Annotated in this window: 26 protein-coding genes and 1 pseudogene; 16 read left to right on the forward strand and 11 right to left on the reverse strand. The window is 55.9% G+C overall.

The annotated features are described in order from the left end of the window. Positions 1-37: 37 nt before the first annotated feature. The 5 genes from thrS (at position 38) to ACR0AU_RS05575 (ending at position 4,722) form a co-directional block, all read left to right on the forward strand. Positions 38-1,996, forward strand: a complete 1,959-nt coding sequence (gene thrS, locus ACR0AU_RS05555) for a threonine--tRNA ligase (RefSeq protein WP_170421002.1) — start codon at positions 38-40, stop codon at positions 1,994-1,996. Between the two features lie 221 nt (positions 1,997-2,217). Continuing rightward, positions 2,218-2,520: a BufA1 family periplasmic bufferin-type metallophore gene (locus ACR0AU_RS05560; RefSeq protein ID WP_010439128.1), complete on the forward strand. Its 303-nt coding sequence runs from the start codon at positions 2,218-2,220 to the stop codon at positions 2,518-2,520. A gap of 71 nt (positions 2,521-2,591) precedes the next feature. Then, the gene (gene bufB / locus ACR0AU_RS05565) at positions 2,592-3,449 is read left to right on the forward strand and encodes an MNIO family bufferin maturase (protein WP_480795383.1); all 858 of its coding nucleotides are present in this window, start codon (positions 2,592-2,594) and stop codon (positions 3,447-3,449) included. Then, entirely contained in the window at positions 3,446-4,207 is a 762-nt protein-coding gene (locus ACR0AU_RS05570) for an HvfC/BufC family peptide modification chaperone (RefSeq protein ID WP_170731833.1), read from the forward strand. The genes bufB and ACR0AU_RS05570 overlap by 4 nt, the downstream gene beginning before the upstream one ends. Continuing rightward, complete coding sequence (locus ACR0AU_RS05575) at positions 4,204-4,722, forward strand: DoxX family membrane protein (RefSeq protein ID WP_170393639.1); 519 nt, start codon at positions 4,204-4,206, stop codon at positions 4,720-4,722. The genes ACR0AU_RS05570 and ACR0AU_RS05575 overlap by 4 nt, the downstream gene beginning before the upstream one ends. Before the next feature lies 1 nt (position 4,723). On the opposite strand, the gene ACR0AU_RS05580 is transcribed toward ACR0AU_RS05575, so the two are convergent. Continuing rightward, positions 4,724-5,092: a hypothetical protein gene (locus tag ACR0AU_RS05580; protein ID WP_170596068.1), complete on the reverse strand. Its 369-nt coding sequence runs from the start codon at positions 5,090-5,092 to the stop codon at positions 4,724-4,726. A gap of 42 nt (positions 5,093-5,134) precedes the next feature. Beyond that, the gene (locus ACR0AU_RS05585; protein WP_170596070.1) at positions 5,135-5,452 is read right to left on the reverse strand and encodes an ArsC/Spx/MgsR family protein; all 318 of its coding nucleotides are present in this window, start codon (positions 5,450-5,452) and stop codon (positions 5,135-5,137) included. Positions 5,453-5,666: 214 nt separating this feature from the next. Between ACR0AU_RS05585 and ACR0AU_RS05590 the strand changes: the two genes are divergently transcribed. Continuing rightward, positions 5,667-5,873: a cold-shock protein gene (locus ACR0AU_RS05590; RefSeq protein ID WP_008758035.1), complete on the forward strand. Its 207-nt coding sequence runs from the start codon at positions 5,667-5,669 to the stop codon at positions 5,871-5,873. 115 nt (positions 5,874-5,988) lie between these two features. On the opposite strand, the gene thyX is transcribed toward ACR0AU_RS05590, so the two are convergent. Beyond that, positions 5,989-6,900, reverse strand: a complete 912-nt coding sequence (gene thyX / locus ACR0AU_RS05595; RefSeq protein ID WP_480795384.1) for an FAD-dependent thymidylate synthase — start codon at positions 6,898-6,900, stop codon at positions 5,989-5,991. Positions 6,901-7,077: 177 nt separating this feature from the next. Here thyX and ACR0AU_RS05600 point away from each other — a divergent pair, with 177 nt between their 5' ends. The 3 genes from ACR0AU_RS05600 to ACR0AU_RS05610 are packed head-to-tail and all read left to right on the forward strand — an operon-like array spanning position 7,078 to position 8,974. Then, positions 7,078-7,506 (forward strand): VOC family protein, encoded by a 429-nt coding sequence (locus tag ACR0AU_RS05600; RefSeq protein ID WP_170393645.1) that lies wholly within the window; start codon positions 7,078-7,080, stop codon positions 7,504-7,506. Then, positions 7,503-8,207: a DUF1194 domain-containing protein gene (locus tag ACR0AU_RS05605; protein ID WP_170662131.1), complete on the forward strand. Its 705-nt coding sequence runs from the start codon at positions 7,503-7,505 to the stop codon at positions 8,205-8,207. The genes ACR0AU_RS05600 and ACR0AU_RS05605 overlap by 4 nt, the downstream gene beginning before the upstream one ends. Beyond that, the gene (locus tag ACR0AU_RS05610; protein WP_170731829.1) at positions 8,204-8,974 is read left to right on the forward strand and encodes a DUF1194 domain-containing protein; all 771 of its coding nucleotides are present in this window, start codon (positions 8,204-8,206) and stop codon (positions 8,972-8,974) included. The genes ACR0AU_RS05605 and ACR0AU_RS05610 overlap by 4 nt, the downstream gene beginning before the upstream one ends. On the opposite strand, the gene ACR0AU_RS05615 is transcribed toward ACR0AU_RS05610, so the two are convergent. From ACR0AU_RS05615 to ACR0AU_RS05625, 3 genes are all read right to left on the reverse strand, one after another. Then, positions 8,921-9,418 (reverse strand): MarR family winged helix-turn-helix transcriptional regulator, encoded by a 498-nt coding sequence (locus ACR0AU_RS05615; protein ID WP_170393651.1) that lies wholly within the window; start codon positions 9,416-9,418, stop codon positions 8,921-8,923. The genes ACR0AU_RS05610 and ACR0AU_RS05615 overlap by 54 nt on opposite strands. Positions 9,419-9,495: 77 nt before the next feature. Then, positions 9,496-9,753 carry a succinate dehydrogenase assembly factor 2 gene (locus tag ACR0AU_RS05620; RefSeq protein WP_170393653.1) on the reverse strand — a complete coding sequence of 86 codons (258 nt, stop codon included), beginning with the start codon at positions 9,751-9,753 and terminating at the stop codon, positions 9,496-9,498. Beyond that, a complete protein-coding gene (locus tag ACR0AU_RS05625; protein ID WP_170393655.1) occupies positions 9,750-10,142 on the reverse strand; it encodes a helix-turn-helix domain-containing protein in 393 nt (130 codons plus the stop codon). The genes ACR0AU_RS05620 and ACR0AU_RS05625 overlap by 4 nt, the downstream gene beginning before the upstream one ends. Before the next feature lie 92 nt (positions 10,143-10,234). Between ACR0AU_RS05625 and ACR0AU_RS05630 the strand changes: the two genes are divergently transcribed. Both ACR0AU_RS05630 and ACR0AU_RS05635 read left to right on the forward strand, forming a co-directional pair. Continuing rightward, the gene (locus ACR0AU_RS05630; protein ID WP_480795385.1) at positions 10,235-11,437 is read left to right on the forward strand and encodes a pyridoxal phosphate-dependent aminotransferase; all 1,203 of its coding nucleotides are present in this window, start codon (positions 10,235-10,237) and stop codon (positions 11,435-11,437) included. 14 nt (positions 11,438-11,451) lie between these two features. Further along, positions 11,452-11,853 carry a hypothetical protein gene (locus ACR0AU_RS05635; protein WP_170404825.1) on the forward strand — a complete coding sequence of 134 codons (402 nt, stop codon included), beginning with the start codon at positions 11,452-11,454 and terminating at the stop codon, positions 11,851-11,853. Between the two features lie 4 nt (positions 11,854-11,857). Here the strand turns inward: ACR0AU_RS05635 and ACR0AU_RS05640 are convergent, their stop codons facing one another. From ACR0AU_RS05640 to ACR0AU_RS05650, 3 genes are all read right to left on the reverse strand, one after another. Continuing rightward, entirely contained in the window at positions 11,858-13,222 is a 1,365-nt protein-coding gene (locus tag ACR0AU_RS05640; protein ID WP_170645810.1) for an MATE family efflux transporter, read from the reverse strand. A 129-nt stretch (positions 13,223-13,351) separates the two neighbouring features. After that, positions 13,352-14,281: a polyphosphate kinase 2 gene (ppk2, locus tag ACR0AU_RS05645; protein ID WP_170404818.1), complete on the reverse strand. Its 930-nt coding sequence runs from the start codon at positions 14,279-14,281 to the stop codon at positions 13,352-13,354. A gap of 169 nt (positions 14,282-14,450) precedes the next feature. Next, complete coding sequence (locus ACR0AU_RS05650) at positions 14,451-15,059, reverse strand: carboxymuconolactone decarboxylase family protein (RefSeq protein ID WP_480795386.1); 609 nt, start codon at positions 15,057-15,059, stop codon at positions 14,451-14,453. A gap of 378 nt (positions 15,060-15,437) precedes the next feature. On the opposite strand from ACR0AU_RS05650, the gene ACR0AU_RS05655 reads away from it, so the two are divergent. The 5 genes from ACR0AU_RS05655 (at position 15,438) to ACR0AU_RS05675 (ending at position 19,690) form a co-directional block, all read left to right on the forward strand. Further along, positions 15,438-15,662 (forward strand): hypothetical protein, encoded by a 225-nt coding sequence (locus ACR0AU_RS05655; protein WP_170776118.1) that lies wholly within the window; start codon positions 15,438-15,440, stop codon positions 15,660-15,662. A gap of 275 nt (positions 15,663-15,937) precedes the next feature. After that, positions 15,938-17,896, forward strand: a complete 1,959-nt coding sequence (gene parE / locus ACR0AU_RS05660) for a DNA topoisomerase IV subunit B (RefSeq protein ID WP_480795387.1) — start codon at positions 15,938-15,940, stop codon at positions 17,894-17,896. A gap of 3 nt (positions 17,897-17,899) precedes the next feature. Continuing rightward, positions 17,900-18,133: a hypothetical protein gene (locus tag ACR0AU_RS05665; protein WP_480795388.1), complete on the forward strand. Its 234-nt coding sequence runs from the start codon at positions 17,900-17,902 to the stop codon at positions 18,131-18,133. Positions 18,134-18,679: 546 nt separating this feature from the next. Beyond that, positions 18,680-19,066 carry a hypothetical protein gene (locus ACR0AU_RS05670; RefSeq protein WP_170731822.1) on the forward strand — a complete coding sequence of 129 codons (387 nt, stop codon included), beginning with the start codon at positions 18,680-18,682 and terminating at the stop codon, positions 19,064-19,066. A gap of 342 nt (positions 19,067-19,408) precedes the next feature. Then, on the forward strand, positions 19,409-19,690 hold the full coding sequence (locus ACR0AU_RS05675; RefSeq protein WP_170420982.1) for a hypothetical protein: 282 nt from the start codon (positions 19,409-19,411) through the stop codon (positions 19,688-19,690). A 59-nt stretch (positions 19,691-19,749) separates the two neighbouring features. Here ACR0AU_RS05675 and ACR0AU_RS05680 read toward each other — a convergent pair whose 3' ends face one another. Then, positions 19,750-20,520 carry an alpha/beta fold hydrolase gene (locus tag ACR0AU_RS05680; protein WP_170731820.1) on the reverse strand — a complete coding sequence of 257 codons (771 nt, stop codon included), beginning with the start codon at positions 20,518-20,520 and terminating at the stop codon, positions 19,750-19,752. Between the two features lie 58 nt (positions 20,521-20,578). Beyond that, positions 20,579-20,717, reverse strand: a pseudogene (locus ACR0AU_RS05685) (iron-containing alcohol dehydrogenase); the annotation flags it as partial.

Below are 20,717 nucleotides of genomic sequence, written 5' to 3' on the forward strand. Positions count from 1 at the left end.
GCGTTCAGTGGGCGCCAAACCGACGAGGAGAGCCGATATGGCCCTGGACTCACAGTCAGTCTCCCTTACCTTTCCCGATGGCAATTCCCGATCCTATGAAGCAGGCGTTACGCCCGCACAGGTCGCCGCCGACATCTCGACCTCGCTGGCGAAAAAAGCCATTTCTGCCACGGTGAATGGACAGCATTGGGACCTGCAATGGCCAATCGAAGCCGACGCGCAAATCGCTATTCATACCATGAAGGACGAGGCGCAAGCCAATGAGCTGATCCGACACGATCTAGCGCATGTCATGGCCCGCGCCGTGCAAGAGATTTGGCCCGCAACCAAGGTCACCATTGGCCCCGTCATCGAAAACGGCTGGTACTATGACTTTGACCGTGAGGAACCGTTTACGCCCGAAGATCTCGGCCTCATCGAGAAAAAGATGAAAGAGATCATCAACAAGCGTGACCCGGTGACCACCGAGGTCTGGGACCGCGATCGCGCGATCGAGTTCTACAAGGCCAATAATGAGCCCTATAAAGTTGAGCTGATCGAATCCATCCCGGGTGATGAACCACTGCGCATGTATTGGCACGGTCACTGGCAGGATCTCTGCCGTGGCCCGCACTTGCAGCACACCGGTCAACTGCCGGGCGACGCGTTCAAGCTGATGTCAATCGCCGGGGCTTATTGGCGCGGCGACAGCGACCGCGCAATGCTACAGCGCATCTATGGCGTGGCCTTCACCGGCAAGGAAAAGCTGAAGGCTCATCTGCACATGTTGGAAGAAGCCGCCAAGCGCGACCACCGCAAGCTGGGTCGCGAGATGGATTTGTTCCACATGCAGGAAGAGGCCCCAGGGCAGATTTTCTGGCACCCTAATGGCTGGACCATCTACACTCTTCTGCAAGATTACATGCGTCGGCAACAGCGCAAAGGTGGCTATGTTGAGGTCAACACCCCTCAGGTCGTCGACCGCAAGCTGTGGGTAGCCTCGGGTCATTGGGACAAATACCAAGAGAACATGTTCATCGTCGAAGTGGACGAGGAACATGCACGGGAAAAGGCGGTCAACGCCCTGAAACCGATGAACTGCCCCTGCCACGTGCAGATTTTCAATCAGGGTCTCAAATCCTATCGCGACCTTCCTCTGCGCATGGCCGAGTTCGGATCGTGTAACCGGTACGAACCTTCCGGCGCGCTGCACGGCATCATGCGCGTACGCGGCTTTACCCAGGATGATGGCCATATCTTCTGCACCGAAGACCAGATCGAATCCGAAACCGCTGAGTTCATTCGGTTCCTGTCCGGTATCTACAAAGACCTCGGGTTTGAGAACTTCTCGGTCAAATTCTCGGACCGGCCGGAAAAACGCTCAGGATCGGACGAAGTTTGGGACAAGGCTGAAGCCGCCCTGCTCAGCGCAACCCGCGCCGCCGGGATCGAGCCGGAACTCAACCCGGGTGAAGGGGCATTCTACGGCCCGAAACTCGAGTTTGTTCTGACCGATGCGATCGGGCGGGATTGGCAATGCGGCACGCATCAGGTGGACTTTGTTCTGCCCGAGCGACTGGACGCCACGTATATCGGCGCTGATGGTGGCAAACACCGCCCAGTTATGTTGCACCGCGCGACCTTGGGCTCGTTTGAACGTTTCATCGGCATCCTGATCGAGGAACACGCTGGCAAGCTGCCGTTCTGGCTGGCCCCGCGCCAGGTCGTTGTGGCCTCGATCACCTCCGAGGCCGATGAGTATGTGGCCGAAGTGGTCAGCACCCTTCGCGCAGCAGGCATCCGCGCCGAGGCGGATATTCGCAACGAGAAGATCAACTATAAAGTCCGCGAACATTCGGTCGGCAAAGTGCCGATCATTCTGGCCGTTGGTCACCGTGAAGTCGAAGACCGCACGGTCAGTGTCCGTCGCCTTGGCGAAAAACAGACGCAGGTCCAATCGCTTGAGGCTGTAACAAATGAGTTGAGCGTGGCTGCAACGCCCCCCGATCTGCTGTAACATTCGGCAGCAAACCGCTAGAAATCCGGCCCGTTATTTTGGGCCGGATTGAAACAAATATCATTTTTCAATTCAAAAACAATTTGTTAACGTTCAAGGGTGCATGACGACCTTTGACGGGGTTGTGAGACACGGGCTCGTGAATTCAACTGCTGCCCCTGAACCATTATCTTGTCGTTGTCACAAGCAGACATACGCAGTCATTAACAAGGATTACCAAGATGTCGAACACTGCAAAAACACTGGTTATCGCAAGCGCAGTTGCTGCAGCCGTTTCCGGCGCGGCCACAACCGCAACAGCCCAAGCCAAAGAAAAATGCTATGGCGTTTCTCTGGCGGGTCAGAACGACTGTGCAGCCGGCCCCGGCACAACTTGCGCGGGCACTTCGACCGTCGACTATCAGGGCAACGCATGGACCCTGGTTGACGCAGGCACCTGCGCAGACATCGAGCTGCCGAAAACAGCAGACGGTGCAGATCGCAAAGGCTCGCTTGAGCCGCTGGAGCGTGACCTGCCTGCATAAGGCTTTTCCGAATGAACCAGAAAGGGCGGGCAGGATCGCCCGCCCTTTCCACGTAATCAGGGGATTTGCAAATGTTGGACAATGCGCTCAGATCGAACCGGCTGCCTGCAGCACCGGGCGTTGGTTACAAACCACAGCATTTCTCGCAGATTCTTGAACAAGCCAAGCCTGTGGCGTGGCTAGAGATTCATGCCGAAAACTATATGGGCGATGGTGGCAGACCTCTGGCACAACTGCGTCACCTGTCCGAACAATTCCCGATTTCAGTGCATGGTGTCGGGCTGTCGATCGGCGGCGAAACGCCACTTGACCCAGATCACCTGGACCGCCTGAAGCATCTTGTCGGCTGGTTGAGCCCGGCCAGCTTTTCGGAGCATTTGGCATGGTCAACCCATGACAGCCATTTCCTGAACGATCTACTTCCTCTGCCCTATACTGATGCGACTCTGGCCCGCGTTTGCGACCATATCGATCAGGTGCAAGAGGTGGTCGGGCGGCAAATGCTGTTAGAGAATCCCTCAAGCTATTTGGCCTTCGAGGAAAGCACATGGTCGGAACCTGATTTCTTGCGCGAAATCACCCGGCGCACCGGCTGCGGGCTGTTGCTGGACGTGAACAACGTCTTTGTTTCAGCCACCAATCTGGATTTCTCACCGCAGGGCTATATTGATGCCTACCCGCTGGACCAAGTCGGTGAGATTCACCTGGGCGGGCATGATGAGGACGAGGACGATCATGGACATCCCTTGCTGATCGACAGCCACGGGCGCGAAGTGGTGGACCCGGTCTGGGCGCTGCTGGACTACGTACTAGACAAATCCGGCCCCAAACCCCTGTTGATTGAATGGGACACCGATGTGCCAGACTGGCCGGTGTTACGGGCCGAAGCCGAGCGCGCGCAAAAAGCGCTGGATCGCGTGCCCGCATGAGCGTGTCGCAAACGACATTCCACATGGCACTGCTAGATGCCAACAAGCCCATTCCCGATGGGTTGCTGGACGCCGAGGCGCAGCCCGCCGGTCGTCGCTTCAGCGTCTATCGCAACAACGTCGCCGTCTCGCTGACCGAGGCGATGCATCAAGCCTTCCCGGTCATCACAAAACTTCTGGGCCCCCAGAATATGGACGGGCTGGCTGGAATATTCTTGCGCCAGCACCCGCCGTCCTCACCCCTGATGATGTTTTATGGCGAGGAATTCCCTAAATTTCTGGAAGGAATGGAGCAGTTGTCGCATCTGGGCTACCTGCCGGATGTTGCCCGTCTGGAACTGGCGCTGCGTAGGGCTTACCACGCCGCTGATCGACAACCCATAGATGCCGAAGCGCTCAGCTTGCCACCGGAAGATTTGATGCAAGCCAAACTGACCCTCGCGCCGTCGGTGCAGGTGTTGCGTTCAAGCTGGCCCGTACATGCGATCTGGCTATATAACACCGAAGAAGGCGCGCCGAAACCCGAGGCGGGCGCTCAGGATATTTTGATCATGCGTCCCGAATACGACCCTGCCCCACACCCATTGCTACCGGGTGGTGCGGCATGGATCGCGCTGATTCAGGATGGCAAATCCATCGGTGAGGCATTTGAATCCACCATGGCCGAAACACCCGAATTTGATCTTGGAACCACTCTGGCACTGCTTTTGCAGGGCGGTGCAATAACTTCTGTGACTATCGAAAGGCTGGACACATGACTGCCCTGATCTCAACTTACAATAATGCGATGGAAAAAGCGGATCACGCGTCCGGTTGGCTGACACCAACCCTGGCTCGGGTGGTCTTTATCGCCGTGTTGTTCGTCTACTACTGGAACTCGGCCACGCTGAAAATCGACGGCTCGATCTTTTCGCCATCGGCCGGAGCCTTCGGCCAGATCTTTCCCAAAGCTGCAGAGGCGGTGCTGTATGATGTGACTCAGATGACCTTTTTCCAGCGGGTCGTCATCTTCTTTGGCACAGTGGCCGAATTTGTCCTGCCTGTGCTTTTGCTGGTCGGCCTGCTGACGCGCCTTGCCGCGCTTGGCATGATCGGATTTGTCTGGGTTCAAACACTGACCGATGTCACCGGGCATGGCATCAAACTGGGCGGCTTGTTCGACAACGCAATTACGTTGATGGATCAGCGCGTGATGTGGACATTCCTGCTGCTGGTGATTGTGATCAACGGCGCGGGTCCGCTGTCTCTGGATCGGTTATTACGCCTGAAGTGACCTAGAAATGTGCCTTGGGCTCGTCCGGTTTTCCTGCGGCGAGCCCGAGCAACCCTGCTGCGCCTGCAAAGGCAATCGGGAACATGGTGAAAACACCGAAGCCAAAGGCGTAGTACATCCCAGCGGCAGAAATCAGCAGCAAAATGCCTGCAATCAGAGCCCGCGAATGGGCCATCGCCCCGCCAACGATTGCCAACAAAGGCGCCACGATCGAAGCCGTCTGGATCAACTCGGGGTTCTCTACCTGCTCGGCAATGCCTTCGATCTCACCAAACTGGTCGATCAGTTCCACAAAGCCGTAGCCAAAAAAGCCGACGATCATCCCGATCAGCCCGGCAATGACGCCTAAAATCATGGCAGCGTTTCGCATTCACAGGTCTCCGCTTGTTGCCCGTGTCACATAAGCAGTTCTTCAGGCAACACCAAGGGCCTGAAGGGTTTCAGGCGTCCAGCCCAGATACATCTGACCATCGGATACTATCAATGGGCGTTTCATCAGGGTCGGATGATCAGCCAACAGCGCGAGCACCGGTCGATTGCGTGTGTCATCATCCAATCCCCGCCAGGTTGTTGATCGCGTATTGAGCAAGGCTTTGCCGAAAGTCTCGTACGCCTCGGACAGCACATTTTCGGGAACCCCTTGCGCGCGGACATCAACGAAAACCGCATCTGGAAGCAGTTTCAATGCCTTACGGCACGTATCGCAAGTTTTTAACCCATATAGCTGCATTATCTAACTAATCCTGTAATCGCTGCAAATTTAGACAAACCCATCAGGCTGCCCCAGTTATTCTTGATTTTTTACTTCACCGTGTAATGTTGAAAAAGGCGAAACACGCGACCCGGGCTGTATCGTGAGGGCGAACAGTGACGTGTGGCGGTTTTGCCAGCCAAGGCCCCCACCAATTTGTGGGACAACTTGTAAGTAGAAGGAGACACGGGAAATGCCAACCGGCACCGTGAAATGGTTTAATACAACCAAAGGCTATGGTTTTATTGCGCCCGATGAAGGGGGCAAAGATGTGTTTGTTCATATCTCGGCCGTAGAACGATCCGGTCTGACCGGACTCGCTGACAATCAGAAAGTCTCGTACGAGTTGCAGGACGGACGTGACGGCCGCCAAATGGCTGCTGATTTGAAGCCGCTGTAAGGCACAGCCCGCCCCGGCGGGAAAGATAAAAGAAGGTTGACGGCCAATTTCAGGCCGTTAACCGCAAACCCTAGTGAACGCGCCCACCTTGGGACGTGCTCGGTTTTCTGTTGAATCAACCCTCTCTGATAACAGCCTCAAACTCACGCCATTCCCGTGCGGTCATGCCTGAGTTTTCCTGAGTGACATCTTCACCGCTGAGCATCCGACGCAAGCAGGTCACCATCTGCGCCGAGAGGTTGACTGCGCCAAGGCGGTAGTCCTCAAACGCGCGGTAGGCAAACGGTACCCAGTCGGCGACAATCTTGCACATGGTATCTGCGTAAACGCGGATTTCGTACTGCGCGTGCGGGTCGGCACGCAGACGCAAGAAGTGGAACAAGTTGTGCAAGTCCACCTTCCAATACCATTGCGTATAAATGTTGGCTGGAAGGTTCATCCGCGCCAGTTCACGCGCAAGCCCTTGCTGGCCGTCCTGACCGATCATCGCCTCGTAGTTGTCATAGCAGCGCGCACTGTCCGCTTTCAGTATCTCCAACACACGCGCGGCCTCTTCGCCTTGCAATGTGTCTCCACGGCCCTGATTGTTAACCTCGGATTGCGCGGCGACATGTTCGGGTGCCGGGATATAGAACTCTCGATCCAGGATCGAATACCGCGCCGAATATTCGTTCACATTCGCCGTGCGGTGGCGGATCCACTGGCGGGCTACGAACACGGGCAGTTTGACGTGCAACTTGATCTCGCACATTTCAAACGGGGTCGAATGCCAGTGGCGCATCAGATAGCGGATCAGGCCTTCATCATTTTGCACCGACTTGGTGCCTTTGCCGTAGGAAACACGCGCGGCCTGACAGATCGCAGCATCGTCGCCCATATAGTCGATAACGCGGACAAATCCGTGATCCAGAACCTGATGCGCCGTGTACAGATGATCTTCCATACCTTCGGCAACGACGCGGCGGGTCGGGCTCGACTGTGCGCGTTGAGCTTCGATCTCGGCCAGTTGGTCGACAGACAGAGGCATGAAATTATCCTTTCCAGCAATGAGTCGCCGACCACTATATATCGGCAAGCTTGCCATCGGAACCGCGATATGTGCGGCGCATTGCGCTAAATCGGAATTGTGTCCGGCCAGCCCCTCGACATGGGATGAAGGCGCGCTAAGGTGCTTGGCATCACAACCAATGCAAGGAAAGTCGCGATGGGGCTGACATATCTCCACACCATGGTCCGCGTGAAGGATCTTGAGAAATCCATAGCGTTTTATGAACTATTGGGCCTGAAGGAAACGCGTCGTTATGAAAGCGAGGCTGCGCGGTTCACACTGGTATTCCTCGCCCCACCGGGACAAGAGGACGCGCCCATTGAACTTACATACAACTGGGATGGCGACGACGCACTGCCAAGCGACAGCCGCCATTTCGGGCACCTCGCCTATGGCGTCGACAACATTTACGAGACCTGCCAGCATCTTCAGGACAATGGCGTCGTGATCAACCGCCCGCCACGCGACGGGCGTATGGCGTTCGTTCGCTCGCCCGACAATGTCTCGATCGAGTTGCTGCAAAATGGTGAAGCGTTAGCCCCGGCAGAGCCTTGGTCTAGCATGGAAAGCACCGGCCACTGGTGATCCGCTGGCTGGGAGCATTGGGGCTGGCTGTCGCGGGCAGCCCCCTTTGGGCCGAGACCTGCCGCCTGGCGCTGGCGCTGGCCATGGACATCTCGACCTCGGTGGACGCGACTGAGGATGCGCTGCAACGACAGGGGCTGGCCAACGCATTGATTGCGCCCGAGGTGCAGGAGGCTTTCTTCCTTTCACCTCAACCGGTTGCATTAGCCGTCTATGAATGGTCCGGCAGTTTCAACCAAACATTGCTTTTGGATTGGACGATAATCGATACTCGGGCCAATTTGATCTCCGCCGCGCATCGGATCGGGACATCGAAGCGATCGGAAGACGAGTTTCCAACTGCAATGGGTCACGCGCTGGCTTATGGGGCAACCCTGCTGGGGAGCGCCCCGAATTGTCTGTTCCAAACCATCGATATCTCGGGCGATGGCAAGAACAACGATGGCTACGGGCCACAGATCGCTTACAAACACTTTCCGTTCGAAAACACGACCGTGAATGGTCTGGTGATCAATGCAGCTGATTTCGAAGGAGAAATCGACTTGATCCCGTTCTTTCAGAAAAATGTACTACACGGACCCGGAGCTTTTCTTGAGATCGCCGCCGGGTTCGAAGATTTTGAGCGTGCCATGCGTCGCAAACTGGAACGGGAATTGAAAGGATTGGAACTTAGTGCGTTGCAACCGGATAATGCGAAATGATCCGCCTGTGTGCGACACTTCTTTGCCTGCTGGCCAACCCGCTTTCAGCGCAATGTCGACAGGCTTTGGCGTTGGGAATGGATGTCTCTGGTTCGGTCGACAGTCGTGAGTACAGGTTGCAACTTAGTGGCCTTGCGGCGGCGTTGCGCCATCCCGAGGTGGTTCAACTGATCCTTTCAAACCCGTCTACCTTTATTCGGATCGCTATCTACGAATGGAGCGAACCTGGCCACCAACGCCTCTTGCTTGGTTGGACAGATGTTCGCTCGACTGCTGATCTGCGTCGAATTCAGCAACATTTAGAAAGCACAACACGCTCATCAGCGCCGCAGGGAACGGCGGTCGGGTCGGCCATGTTGTACGGTGCTGAGATGTTGGAGAGCCAAAGCGATTGCTGGCGGCGAACACTGGATCTGTCCGGTGATGGTAAACACAATCTCGGACATCACCCGCGGGACATAAAAGCCACTCTGCAAAACACTGATATTACAATCAATGCCCTTGTAATCGGTATCGACGACCCCAATCCAGGAGACACCCGCCAGGTAGAGATTGGGGAGCTATCTGCTTATTACCACGCGTGGGTCATCCGAGGCCCCGATGCTTTCGTCGAAGTCGCCCTTGGCTTCGAAGCCTATGAAGATGCGATGACACGTAAACTGATCCGTGAGCTTGAGGGTCTGTCGCTCTCCCAAACTCAGCCATCAAAGCTATTAGTAGATATACCGAATCTGATCGGTCCAATATCGTTCGACCCGACGCAGTGAACCGGTAATCTCTTCAATCCCATCGGTCCCGATCACGCCGCGGTTTTGCAGCCCTTCTGCATGGCGGGCGAACAGGTCTGACACGATGTCACGAATCTCACGCCCGCGCGGGGTCAGGCGTACCCGTACCGAGCGGCGGTCGATCTCGCATCGCTGATGGTGCATATAGCCCATCTCGACCAGTTTCTTAAGATTGTAGCTGACATTGCTGCCTTGATAGTAACCACGGCTCTTCAACTCTCCGGCGGTTACTTCATGGTCGCCTATGTTGAACAACAGCAGGGCCTGCACCGCGTTGATCTCAAGTACGCCGACACGCTCGAATTCATCCTTGATGACGTCCAGAAGCAAGCGATGCAGACGCTCGACCAGCGCCAACGCCTCAAGATAGCTCGTCATGAACCCCTTGGTCCCGGGCGCGGTGACCTGTAACTCCATACTCATTCAATCCTCCGATTCATCGCGCTGTTTCTGAAAACATGACGCGAATTCCCGAAAAATCGGTTAAGCCTGATGATTGCTTATTTTTGAAAGGTTTGCGCGATATCCGCGATCAATTCGGCCAGCGGTTCCGGCGGGCTGGCCTGACCAGTGACCCATTGATAAAGGTCCTGATCATTTTCATGCAGCAAGGCATCGTATGTGTCCAATCCCGCCTCGTCCATCGAAGACAGATTGCGATCGGCATATGCCGTCAGGATCAAATCCATCTCTTTGATGCCCCGCCGCATCGAACGCATTTTCATGCGCTTGATCCGGGTCTCGCGCGGCTCGGTCATTGATTGCGTTCCAATTTCAGACGCAGCGCTTTTTCGACGCGGGCCAGCCGCTCGGAGTTGGCTCGCATCTCACCTCGGATCGTGCGGAGCTCTGCAACAAGATCGCGCAATTCCGAGTCCGTATCGCCATGCAGGCTTGTTTCGTCCATACCGTCGCCCTCGCCCGTCAGAAGCCACATGATCGAGACATTCAGTAGCCCCGCCATCATCGACAGCTTGTTCGCGCGGGGTTCCGACAAATCATCTTCCCACGAAGTGATCGTGGCTTTTTTGACACCAAGCCTGCGGGCCAATTGGGTCTGCGTCATGCCTGCGGCTTCGCGTGCGCCAGCAACGCGATCCCCGAAGGTTGCGGTGTCCGGTCCGAACCAGTCTGTTTCGTCGTTCATCGGGGTCTCCAAAGGGTAAAACTCAATTGGCTTGATCGTTATTTCGGCGCACCCTATGACAGTCGGGCTGAACATACAAACCGAGGCCGACCATGAGTTTCCTGTCTGCGACACTGTCACGCGTAAAACCCTCGCCCACCATCGCGATGACGTCCAAAGCAGCCGAGCTGAAGGCCGCCGGGCGCGATGTGATCGGGCTGAGCGCAGGCGAGCCCGATTTCGACACGCCGCAGAACATCAAGGACGCCGCCGTGGCCGCCATCGCTGCGGGCAAGACCAAATACACTGCTCCGGACGGCATCCCCGAGCTGAAACAGGCGGTTTGCGCCAAGATGAAGCGTGACCACGGATTGGACTATACGCCCGCTCAGGTCTCGGTCGGGACCGGGGGTAAGCAGACGCTTTACAACGCGCTGATGGCTACGCTGAACGAGGGCGATGAGGTCCTCATCCCCGCGCCCTATTGGGTCAGCTACCCGGACATGGTGTTACTGGCCGGTGGCGCACCAGTGATCGTCGAAACTTCGCTGCAGACCAATTTCAAACTGACAGCGGATCAACTGGAAGCCGCAATCACACCTAAAACGAAATGGTTCATCTTCAACTCACCCTCGAATCCCACCGGGGCGGGCTATAGCCGTTCTGAACTAAAAGAACTGACTGATGTCCTGATGCGACATCCGCATGTCTGGGTGATGACCGATGATATGTATGAGCACCTGGCCTATGACGGGTTCGAGTTCTGCACGCCCGCACAGGTGGAACCGAGACTTTATGATCGGACGCTGACTTGCAATGGCGTCTCCAAAGCCTATGCCATGACCGGTTGGCGTATTGGCTATGCGGCAGGCCCGGTCGAGTTGATCGCCGCGATGCGCAAGGTGCAATCTCAATCAACTTCGAATCCCAGTTCGGTCAGCCAATGGGCAGCAGTCGAGGCTCTGAATGGAACTCAAGCATTCCTTGCGCCGAATAATGAGATCTTCAAACGCCGTCGCGATCTGGTCGTCGACATGCTCAGCCAAATCGACGGTATCTCGTGCCCGACACCCGAAGGCGCGTTCTACGTCTATCCATCAATTGCAGGCTTGATCGGGAAAACCACACCCGCGGGCACCGTGATAGATTCGGACGAAACCTTCGCAATCGCCCTGCTGGAAGAGGCCGACGTGGCGGTGGTGTTTGGCGCAGCTTTTGGTCTGTCGCCCAATTTCCGCGTCAGCTATGCGACCTCTGATGAAGCCCTGACTGAAGCCTGCACACGCATCCAACGTTTTTGCGCCGCGCTCACCTGATTCCGGAGTTTGTTATGTCCACAGCCCTGCCTGAATACTATTTCCGCGTGCGCGAAAATGGGGCAGCGGTGTTCAGGATCGACACGGAAAACCGCCATCGCCGGATCGAGATGGAACAGATCGCGGTCATCAACATCCGCAATGGCGAGGTCAAACCGCAGGGCCAGCGTGTACTAAGCGACGCCGACAACGATGAAATCGCGCGCTGGATGGAAGAGCGCAAAGCCCTGCTATCCCGCCGCGATATGGATGATATACACCGTGCGGTTGACTACCTGAATCTGACCACGCAATGGGCCCAGTCTAAAGCAACGGATGCGCAATTAGAGGACGTGACCGACCCATTGCTAATGGCAATGCACGACTTGCGGTCGGTACTTGTTCGAAAGAAATCCGACCGGATGAGCAAAGAATGATCCCCTAGGCGGGAACTTCTCCTACATCGCGCACCGACCTTAGCCAGAAGCGCGCCATCAACAATACGGCAGCACAAGCGAGGCCAATCACGAGGCCAAGCCAGACTCCGATCCCCTCCATACCTCGAACAAAGCCGAAATAGTACGAAGCGGGGATACCAATCACCCAATAGCTAAGTGCGGCCATCACCATCGGTATTTTTGCATCCTGCAAACCTCGCAACAGGCCTAGTGCGATGACCTGCGCCCCATCGACCAGCTGGAACAACGCAGCCATCGCCAGCAGGCCAGTGCCGATTAGCAGGATCTGTGGCCGCTGCGGATCATCAGCCTCCATAAACAGCGAGATCAGGGGCTCAGCGCATGTCAGGAATAGAACAATCGTCAAGACCGACACGATCAACGACATCCCGGTCACCGTAATCGCGCCTTTCTCAAGATGCGCCCGATCCCGTCGACCCAACGCGTTGCCCGCCCGAATAGTCGCCACATTAGACAAGCCCAAATGAACCATGAACGTCGCCGAGGCGAGGTTCAACGCAATCCCGTGAGCTGCCAGCGGCACTGGACCCAACCAGCCCATCATGACAGCAGAGATCGCGAACAACGACACCTCCGCCAGTGTCGTCAGACCGATGGGAACGCCCAAACGCAGCACGCTCATGAACATCTCCCAATCCGGGCGCCAAAACCGCTGAAACAAGCTGTGTTCCGGCAACGCACGCACCGCATAGATCACGACCGCCACCAATGATACGATCTGCGTCACCACTGACGCGATAGCCGCACCAATCACCCCAAGTTCGGGCGCGCCCCAGTTTCCGAAGATCAGCGCATAGTTGGTCACGCCATTGACCACAGCTGCAACAATCGTGATCCACAGCACAATCTGCGTCCGCTCAAGTGCGGCCAAATAGGACTTCAGGACCATCACCAACAGCGCCGGGAACAAGCCCCACCCCGCGACCCGCAGGTATACTGACGCAGTTTCAGCAACTTGCGGCTCTTGCTTCAAAGCAATCAGGATCGGATGGGACCACCACAAAAGGGGCATCATCACCGTCGCATAGATCAGTGATAGCCACAGACCCATGCGAGTGGAGCGCCGAATGCTGGTCTCATTCTCCTCGGCGGCAGCGGTCGCCACCATCGGCATTACAGCCCACCCAAACCCGGCACCAAACAGGAACAGGACGAAGTAATAGCTGTTGGCCAGCGTCACGGCAGCCAACGCCTCGACCCCGTACCAGCCCAGCATGACTGTATCGGTCAAACCAATCGCATACTGTGCCAGATGCCCGCCAATCAATGGCAGGCCCAGCACCGCGATTGCGCGCAAATGGCCGGGATATGTCATCACCTTGTTCATTCCGCCAGCCTTAGGCTTGCGCGCTGCCCGAGACAAGAGCGGAACAAACTTATTTCATAATGAGACTAACGAGGACAAAGCGACGCAATCCATCACCTTTGGTGCAACGGCTTTACAGTTTATCGATTTTCAGCCGATCTTCGCGTCAGGATGCAGCGCTGTCCCCAGAATATGGTCCGAGTTATGAATTACGTGATGCGCCTGCCCAACTATCAACGGATCAGGCTCACCAACGATCCTGAGGTCTTTGTCCGGGTAGTCCAGCGTCGACAGGAAATGCCGCATGCAGTTCAGACGCGCGCGTTTCTTGTCGTTGGATTTGACAATCGTCCAGGGCGCATCAGCGGTGTCGGTGTAGAAGAACATCGCCTCTTTCGCCTCGGTATAATCATCCCATTTGCTCAGGCTAGCCTTGTCAATCGGTGACAGTTTCCATTGCTTCAACGGATCAGTTTCACGACTCCCAAAGCGCCGCTGCTGCTCTTCCTGCGTGACCGAGAACCAGTACTTATAAAGTTGAATGCCCGAGCGCACCAGCATCCGCTCCAACTCGGGCGTCTGCCGCATGAATTCCAGATACTCATTGGGTGAGCAGAAGCCCATCACCCGCTCGACGCCCGCACGGTTGTACCAGGACCGATCATAAAACACCATCTCGCCCACGGTGGGCAGCTGCTGCACATAACGCTGGTAATACCACTGCCCCTTTTCCTCATCCGTCGGCTTGTTCAATGCGACCACACGCGCCTGACGCGGGTTCAGATGCTCCATGAACCGCTTGATGGTCCCACCCTTGCCGGCGGCGTCGCGGCCCTCGAACAACAGCACAAACCGCTGCCCGGTCTCCTGCGCCCACAATTGAACCTTCAGCAACTCTGCCTGCAGCTCGGCCTTTTGCGCCTCGTAATCCTTGCGTGCCATCTTGCGGCCATAGGGGTACTTGCCGCTCTCAAAAGCTTGCCGGATTTTCTCGGATGTTGGTGCCGAGGCATCCGCCTTCAGGTCAGTTACAGCTTTGATCTGAGATGATTTTTGTTTGATCTGGGGTGCCGCATCCATACATGTTCTCCTCGGTTTCACTGTCGAGGAGATGCTTAGCCGATTGTCACACGGCGCGCTTTGATTGGTGTCAAATTGACATAGGTTTTATCGGGGCGTCAAAGAACAAGCCTATGCCCGTTCTTTACATGATCCCAAAATACATAGGGGGGAGCGGCCAGCCCCGCACTTACCGATGTCCCCAATCATCAGGATTGTCCGAGTTGTTCGGCGACAAGCCCAAAACGTCTCCGTCAGTCGAACACCCCAAACCCAAAACGGTTCTGTTCGCATAGGAGAAATAAGAACACACCTGATTGATCTCAAGAATCTCGCCATCTTCCCACCCCGCCTCTCGCAGAGCTATCACATCCGCCTCAGTCAGATCACCGGGTGCCTCGGTCAGCTTGCGCGCATATCTCATCGCTTCGACCTGTGCCGCGTCCAGCGGGGCCGAGGCCGGATCACGCGCCTCAATCGCCGCACGGATCGCATTGCCGCGCACCTCATCATGCAGCAACCGCTGCAATCCGGAAAAGTGATGTTCTACGCAATATCCACACTTGTTCAGAGAGCTGACCCACACGCCCAACACCTCAAGAAACCACTTCGGTATCTTGTTGCCCGAGTGATGCAGCACCGCCTTGTACATCGCCATATGGCCTTCCATCGAATGCGGCCGCAGGCTGTGCGCCATCATGATATTGTCCACATTGTTGTCCGGCCCGGTGACCCGTTCATAAAGCTTCCTCAGCTTTCCCGTCGCCTCTTCGAATGGAATGGTTCTGATCCAGCTCAATTCTTCTGCTCCCTAATTTCTGCTTCCGGAACAAAGCCTAAACGGGATTTCGAAACATGACGAGACCTTGGAAAGCTCGCGGTTTAATATCAATCTGTTTTGCATCACTGATATATGCTGGGCAGCCACCCCTACTGTCTGCTACGTCCCTATTGAAACAACTTTCTAACCAAAGACTTTTCAACTGTGCGCCCTCTCATCTGTATTTTTGCCCTGTCTTGTTTTGGCTCTGCTATAGCTATGTTCAATCCAGCGTTCTCAGATTGGTTATTGCTGACAGGTCCGTGCGCATTGGCAAGTTTGCTGCTACTGTTCGGAAAAAGGCTACGCCCGCTCAATACTTCAAAAAACTGGGCTGTCGTCGATGGATCAAGTGTTTTGCACTGGAAAGGCGGTGTTCCTAATATCGTCTCAGTGCGCGAGGTTGTCGACGAGTTGAAGACAAAGGGGCGGACACCGGGCGTCGTCTTTGATGCCAATGTAGGATACAAAATCTCAAATCGCTATATGAACGACAGTTCCATTGCGGCTTTGCTTGGGTCGCCACGCAGCCACGTGATGGTTGCGCCAAAGGGTACTCCTGCCGACCCGCTGGTCCTTTAGGTAGCGCGGGATCTCGGTGCTGCTATCGTCACAAATGACCGGTTCCGTGATTGGGATGACGAATATTCGGATGTGCTTGGGGAAAGTTCTCTTGTTCGAGGTGGCTTTAAAGACAAAACTCTCTGGCTGTCATTGTAAACGCGCTGCAATACAGCGCTGAGCATCGTTCCGGTTCCGTCAACCCCGACAAACCGCACACAACACCTCGGGCCCCTCTTCCCCCGGACCACATCACCTGCCATAATGGGAAAAACTCAAAAACAAGAGCAGCACCCATGCCCGACGATCTGTTGACGCCAGAAGCGACCACTACCTATGACGCCTCGTCCATCGAGGTGCTCGAAGGGCTGGAACCCGTTCGCAAACGCCCCGGCATGTATATCGGCGGCACGGATGAGCGGGCGCTGCACCACATGGTGGCCGAAATCCTCGACAACTCAATGGACGAAGCGGTCGCAGGCCATGCCAACCGGATCGAGGTGGAACTGCACGCAGATTACGCTCTGACCGTGCGCGACAACGGGCGCGGTATTCCGATCGACCCGCACCCCAAGTTCCCGGACAAGTCGGCTTTGGAGGTGATCCTCTGCACCCTGCACGCGGGCGGTAAGTTTTCGGGCAAGGCTTATCAGACCTCGGGCGGTCTGCACGGCGTGGGTGCGTCTGTGGTCAATGCCCTGTCGGATTCCATGGTCGTTCAGGTGGCGCGCGACAAGCAACTATTCGAACAACGCTTCTCGCGCGGTATCCCGCTAGGCCCCGTCGAAAAGGTGGGCGCGGCCCCCAACCGGCGCGGCACAACCGTCACGTTCCACGCCGACGCGGATATCTTCGGCCATCATAAATTCAAACCCGCGCGGCTGTTCAAATCTATACGCTCCAAGGCCTATCTGTTCTCAGGTGTGGAAATCCGCTGGAAATCTGCCATCGACGATGGCGAAACCCCGACCGAAGCGACCTTCCACTTCCCGGGCGGTCTGTCGGATTACCTGAAGGAGACGATGAACGGCTCCTCCACCTATGCCGAGCAGCCCTTTGCCGGCACCGTGGATTTTCAGGAGAAGTTCGGCACCCCCGGTAAGGTCGAATGGGCAATCAACTGGACGCCTTCGCGCGACGGGTTCATCCAGTCCTACTGTAACACCGTTCCCACCCCCGAAGGCGGCACGCACGTGGCCGGGTTCTGGGCTGCGGTCCTCAAAGGGATCAAGGCCTATGGCGAGTTGATCAACAACAAGAAGGCCGGCCAGATCACCCGCGATGACCTGATCACCGGCGGTTGTGCGCTGGTATCCTGCTTTATCTCGGAACCGGAATTCGTCGGCCAAACCAAAGACCGTCTGGCCACGGTCGAGGCGCAACGGCTGGTCGAAAACTCGGTCCGCGACCATTTCGACAACTGGCTGGCGGCTGATACGAAATCCGCCGGGGCGATCCTCGACTTCCTCATCCTGAGGGCCGAAGAACGCCTGCGCCGACGGGCCGAGAAGGAAACACAACGCAAGTCCGCCACTAAGAAACTTCGTCTCCCCGGCAAGTTGGTGGACTGTTCTAGTTCAACACGGGACGGCACGGAATTATTCATTGTCGAGGGCGACTCGGCGGGCGGGTCCGCCAAGATGGGCCGCGACCGCAAGACACAGGCCCTGCTGCCCCTGCGTGGCAAGATTCTGAACGTGCTGGGCGCGGCCAGTTCGAAACTGGGCACCAATGCCGAGATCAACGACCTGACCCAAGCGCTGGGTGTCGGCCTTGGCACCAAGTTCAACGTCGACGACCTGCGCTATGACAAGATCATCATCATGACCGATGCGGATGTGGACGGGGCGCATATCGCCTCGTTGCTGATGACGTTCTTCTTCACCCAGATGCGGCCTATGATTGACGCGGGCCACCTCTATCTGGCCTGCCCGCCCCTCTACCGCCTGACCCAGGGCGCCAAGCGCGTCTATTGTCTGGACGAGGCCGAGCGCGACGAATGGCTCGAAAAAGGTCTGGGCGGCAAAGGCAAAATCGACGTCTCGCGCTTCAAAGGTCTCGGCGAAATGGACGCCAAGGACCTGAAAGAGACCACGATGGACCCGGCCTCGCGCAAACTGATCCGCGTCACCATAGACGAGGACGAACCCGGCGAAACCGGCGACCTTGTCGAGCGTCTGATGGGCAAAAAACCCGAACTGCGATTCCAGTACATTCAGGAGAACGCGCGGTTTGTGGAGGAGTTGGATGTTTGAGATATGTCTGAAAATTCTGCAGACACATCCCATGACAAGGACAAAAAGCTAGGCCGTCTGCGGATTATACGAGCAATCAAAGTTTTTAGTCTGATTTGGGTTGCTTTTGTTATTTGGGCGACGGTTTTTCCTGACTACTTACCAGTTACCCAAGTGCAATCAAAAGTTTACCTTTTCATTTTCGGTTGGTGGCCACTGGCAGGGTTTCTCTATTTTGCTGCGGCACAATCAGATTGACTTTTGGTTCTGGTCGAGCGCCTGATGGGCAAAAAACCCGAACTGCGGTTCCAGTACATTCAGGAGAACGCGCGGTTTGTGGAGGAGTTGGATGTTTGAGGGATGCCATTGCTGAACAAGATCGGAATTAGGTGGGCTGCATATTTTGCAACCCGCCAGCAAGTCCCTAATCACTATTCGCCTAGAAACCGGGGTAACAACTTTACATACTTTTGGGTTTGCCACGAAGATACCGAGTTGGAGAAGTTTTTGCCAACTTTGAACGGTGTTAGGAGTGGATTGAACGGTATTATTCTACCATCTGAATCTTCGCGTTGGCCGCCCGGAAATATGACGGAAGCGTGCCTACCTTATTCACGGTTGGGCAAACCCAAAATCAAGATATTCAGGCACTACAATGAAACGGAAATCGAGTTCTCGAGCGTCTGGATGTACATTCTCAGTGAACTTACTCGGTTCCACAAACTCAAAAATCAGCTTGAATCGAAGAGGGAACACCGAGAACAGAGAAAATTTTCTCGAAATTTCCAATTTTCGTCGGAGCGAATGGATATTTTGGGAAAGATAGTCGAATGGCGGAGATCAAAGTCAAAGAACGAAGGCCGGAATGCCTTGGCAAGCGATTTTTCTCACATCGACTTTTGTGACCACGTTTTCTCACGGCGCTTTTTCGGATTGGATGATTATAACTACTACTTAGATGAAGTGGAGTTCGTATTGGACAGCTTGGTTTCGTCTAATGACCTGACCAAGCATGGAGCGCGTTACCGCCTCACCGGGAATTCTATTTCCAGCCTGTCATCATTTGAAAAAGAAAAGGAGCAAGCCTCAAGGGCTGCCAAACATGATAGCGCAATTCTTCGGCTAACAGCTATTCTGGCCTTCGCGGCATTAGTCAGTTTGTGTATCCAGTATAATGCTCTAAATCCTTAGTTGAAACGGATAGAGTTTGTTAAGCGCAGTTCAACTTTTCATAACGAACGCTTGGCCTGCTCAAGATTGGCGTTCCCCCCGCACTATCTCATCACTAATCTCGCGACCGCTAGGACGAGTTGCCCATATACATGACGCCTTGCAACATGCATTAGCTGGATAGCGCGAGACAAACCCACAACCCGTGTGCCGGGCTTCAGCCCGGCACACCGCAACCCCCTTGCCTAACCCGTTGATCCCGTTCACACTTACCCTCAATCCGTCATCCAAGAACGACATATGAGGTTCCGAGCGCCCAAGACCTAATTTGACAACCAACACATTTCCGAACGGGAGGACGACATGAAAACACTAACCCTAGGGCTGGCCCTGACCCTGCTTGCCTCGGCAGCCCCCGCGCAGCAGATGCTCAGCACTGCATCGCCCATTCCGGACGGGGCCGAGACGCGGTTTTGCTACTATGACGGCATGGCCTATTCGCCAGACGCCTTCATCCTGCTGACCGGTGACAACACCGTCACCTCAACCATCAGCACGCGCGAGGAACGGCTGCTGCGGTGTCATCGCAATGACGATGGTTCTCTGGTCTGGAAACCACAGAGCACGTTTCAAACCAACAACTGACGTAGGATGGGTTTCCAACCCATCAAAGCGGAGCGGGGACGATGGGGTGAAACCCCATCTTACCCAACATTCCGATCCAACCAGTCGGCAATCCGTTCGGCTGGGCCTTCCCAGCCCGGCTCCATGAACAGAAAATGCGCGTGGTTGTCGACGGGCAGGAAAGTCGCACGGTCTCCGTAAAGCTTCGCCAGAGCACGGCAGGTGTTGGGGTTCACGGCCCGGTCCTCGGTGCCTGAAACAATCAGCACCGGGCAATCGACCTTGTCGATCTCCACCTTCATCGCATGGTGATCGTCGAACATCCAAAAGAACATCTCGAACATCACCCGCCCGCTTTCGGGGCCGAGTTGGTCATACACCTCATGCTGCTGCGCCTCGGGCATCTTGTTGAGCGCAAAAGGGGCCATCAGGTCGAAATCAACGCGCATGGGCTGTTTCCAGAACGCCCCACCCTCCATCAACGCGCGCGGCACAGCGCGTTCGTCGTCGGTTTCCGGCAATGTGCCCCAAGCCGCGTTTGGGTTGATCAGGACAATTGCGCTGGCCAACCCCCGAGACGCCACCTTCTGCGCCACTACCCCCGCAATGGCATGGCCCAGTAGAACAGGTTTGCTCTCCAACCCTTGCACGAAGTCTGCAATGTCATTGGCGTAATCTAGGACGCTTGTGTCGGTGAGGCCGGGATCGGGATCTGCCTTGGGGTCGCCACCATGATAGCGTAGCGCGGGCGTATGCACCGTCCAGCCACGTGCACGAAAGAAGCCCGCATAATCCTCCATACACCACGGCCCGGCAAAAGCACCGTGGATCAGAACAATCTCTTTCGTCATGAAAATCTCCCTCACCTCCGACCAGTATGAGAGGTGAGGGATGGGTTCGGCAAGCCTGTCAGTGTGCTGCGTTGAAGAGCGTTGTCAGGTTTTCTTCGGTCAATTCGATCGGATTCCCTCCGCATGAGGGGTCGATGATTGCGCCTTGGACCAGTTCGGGGATGGCGGCTTTGGTGACGCCGAGGTCGGAGAGATTG

The sequence above is a fragment of the Ruegeria sp. CG1 genome, assembly GCF_056537265.1.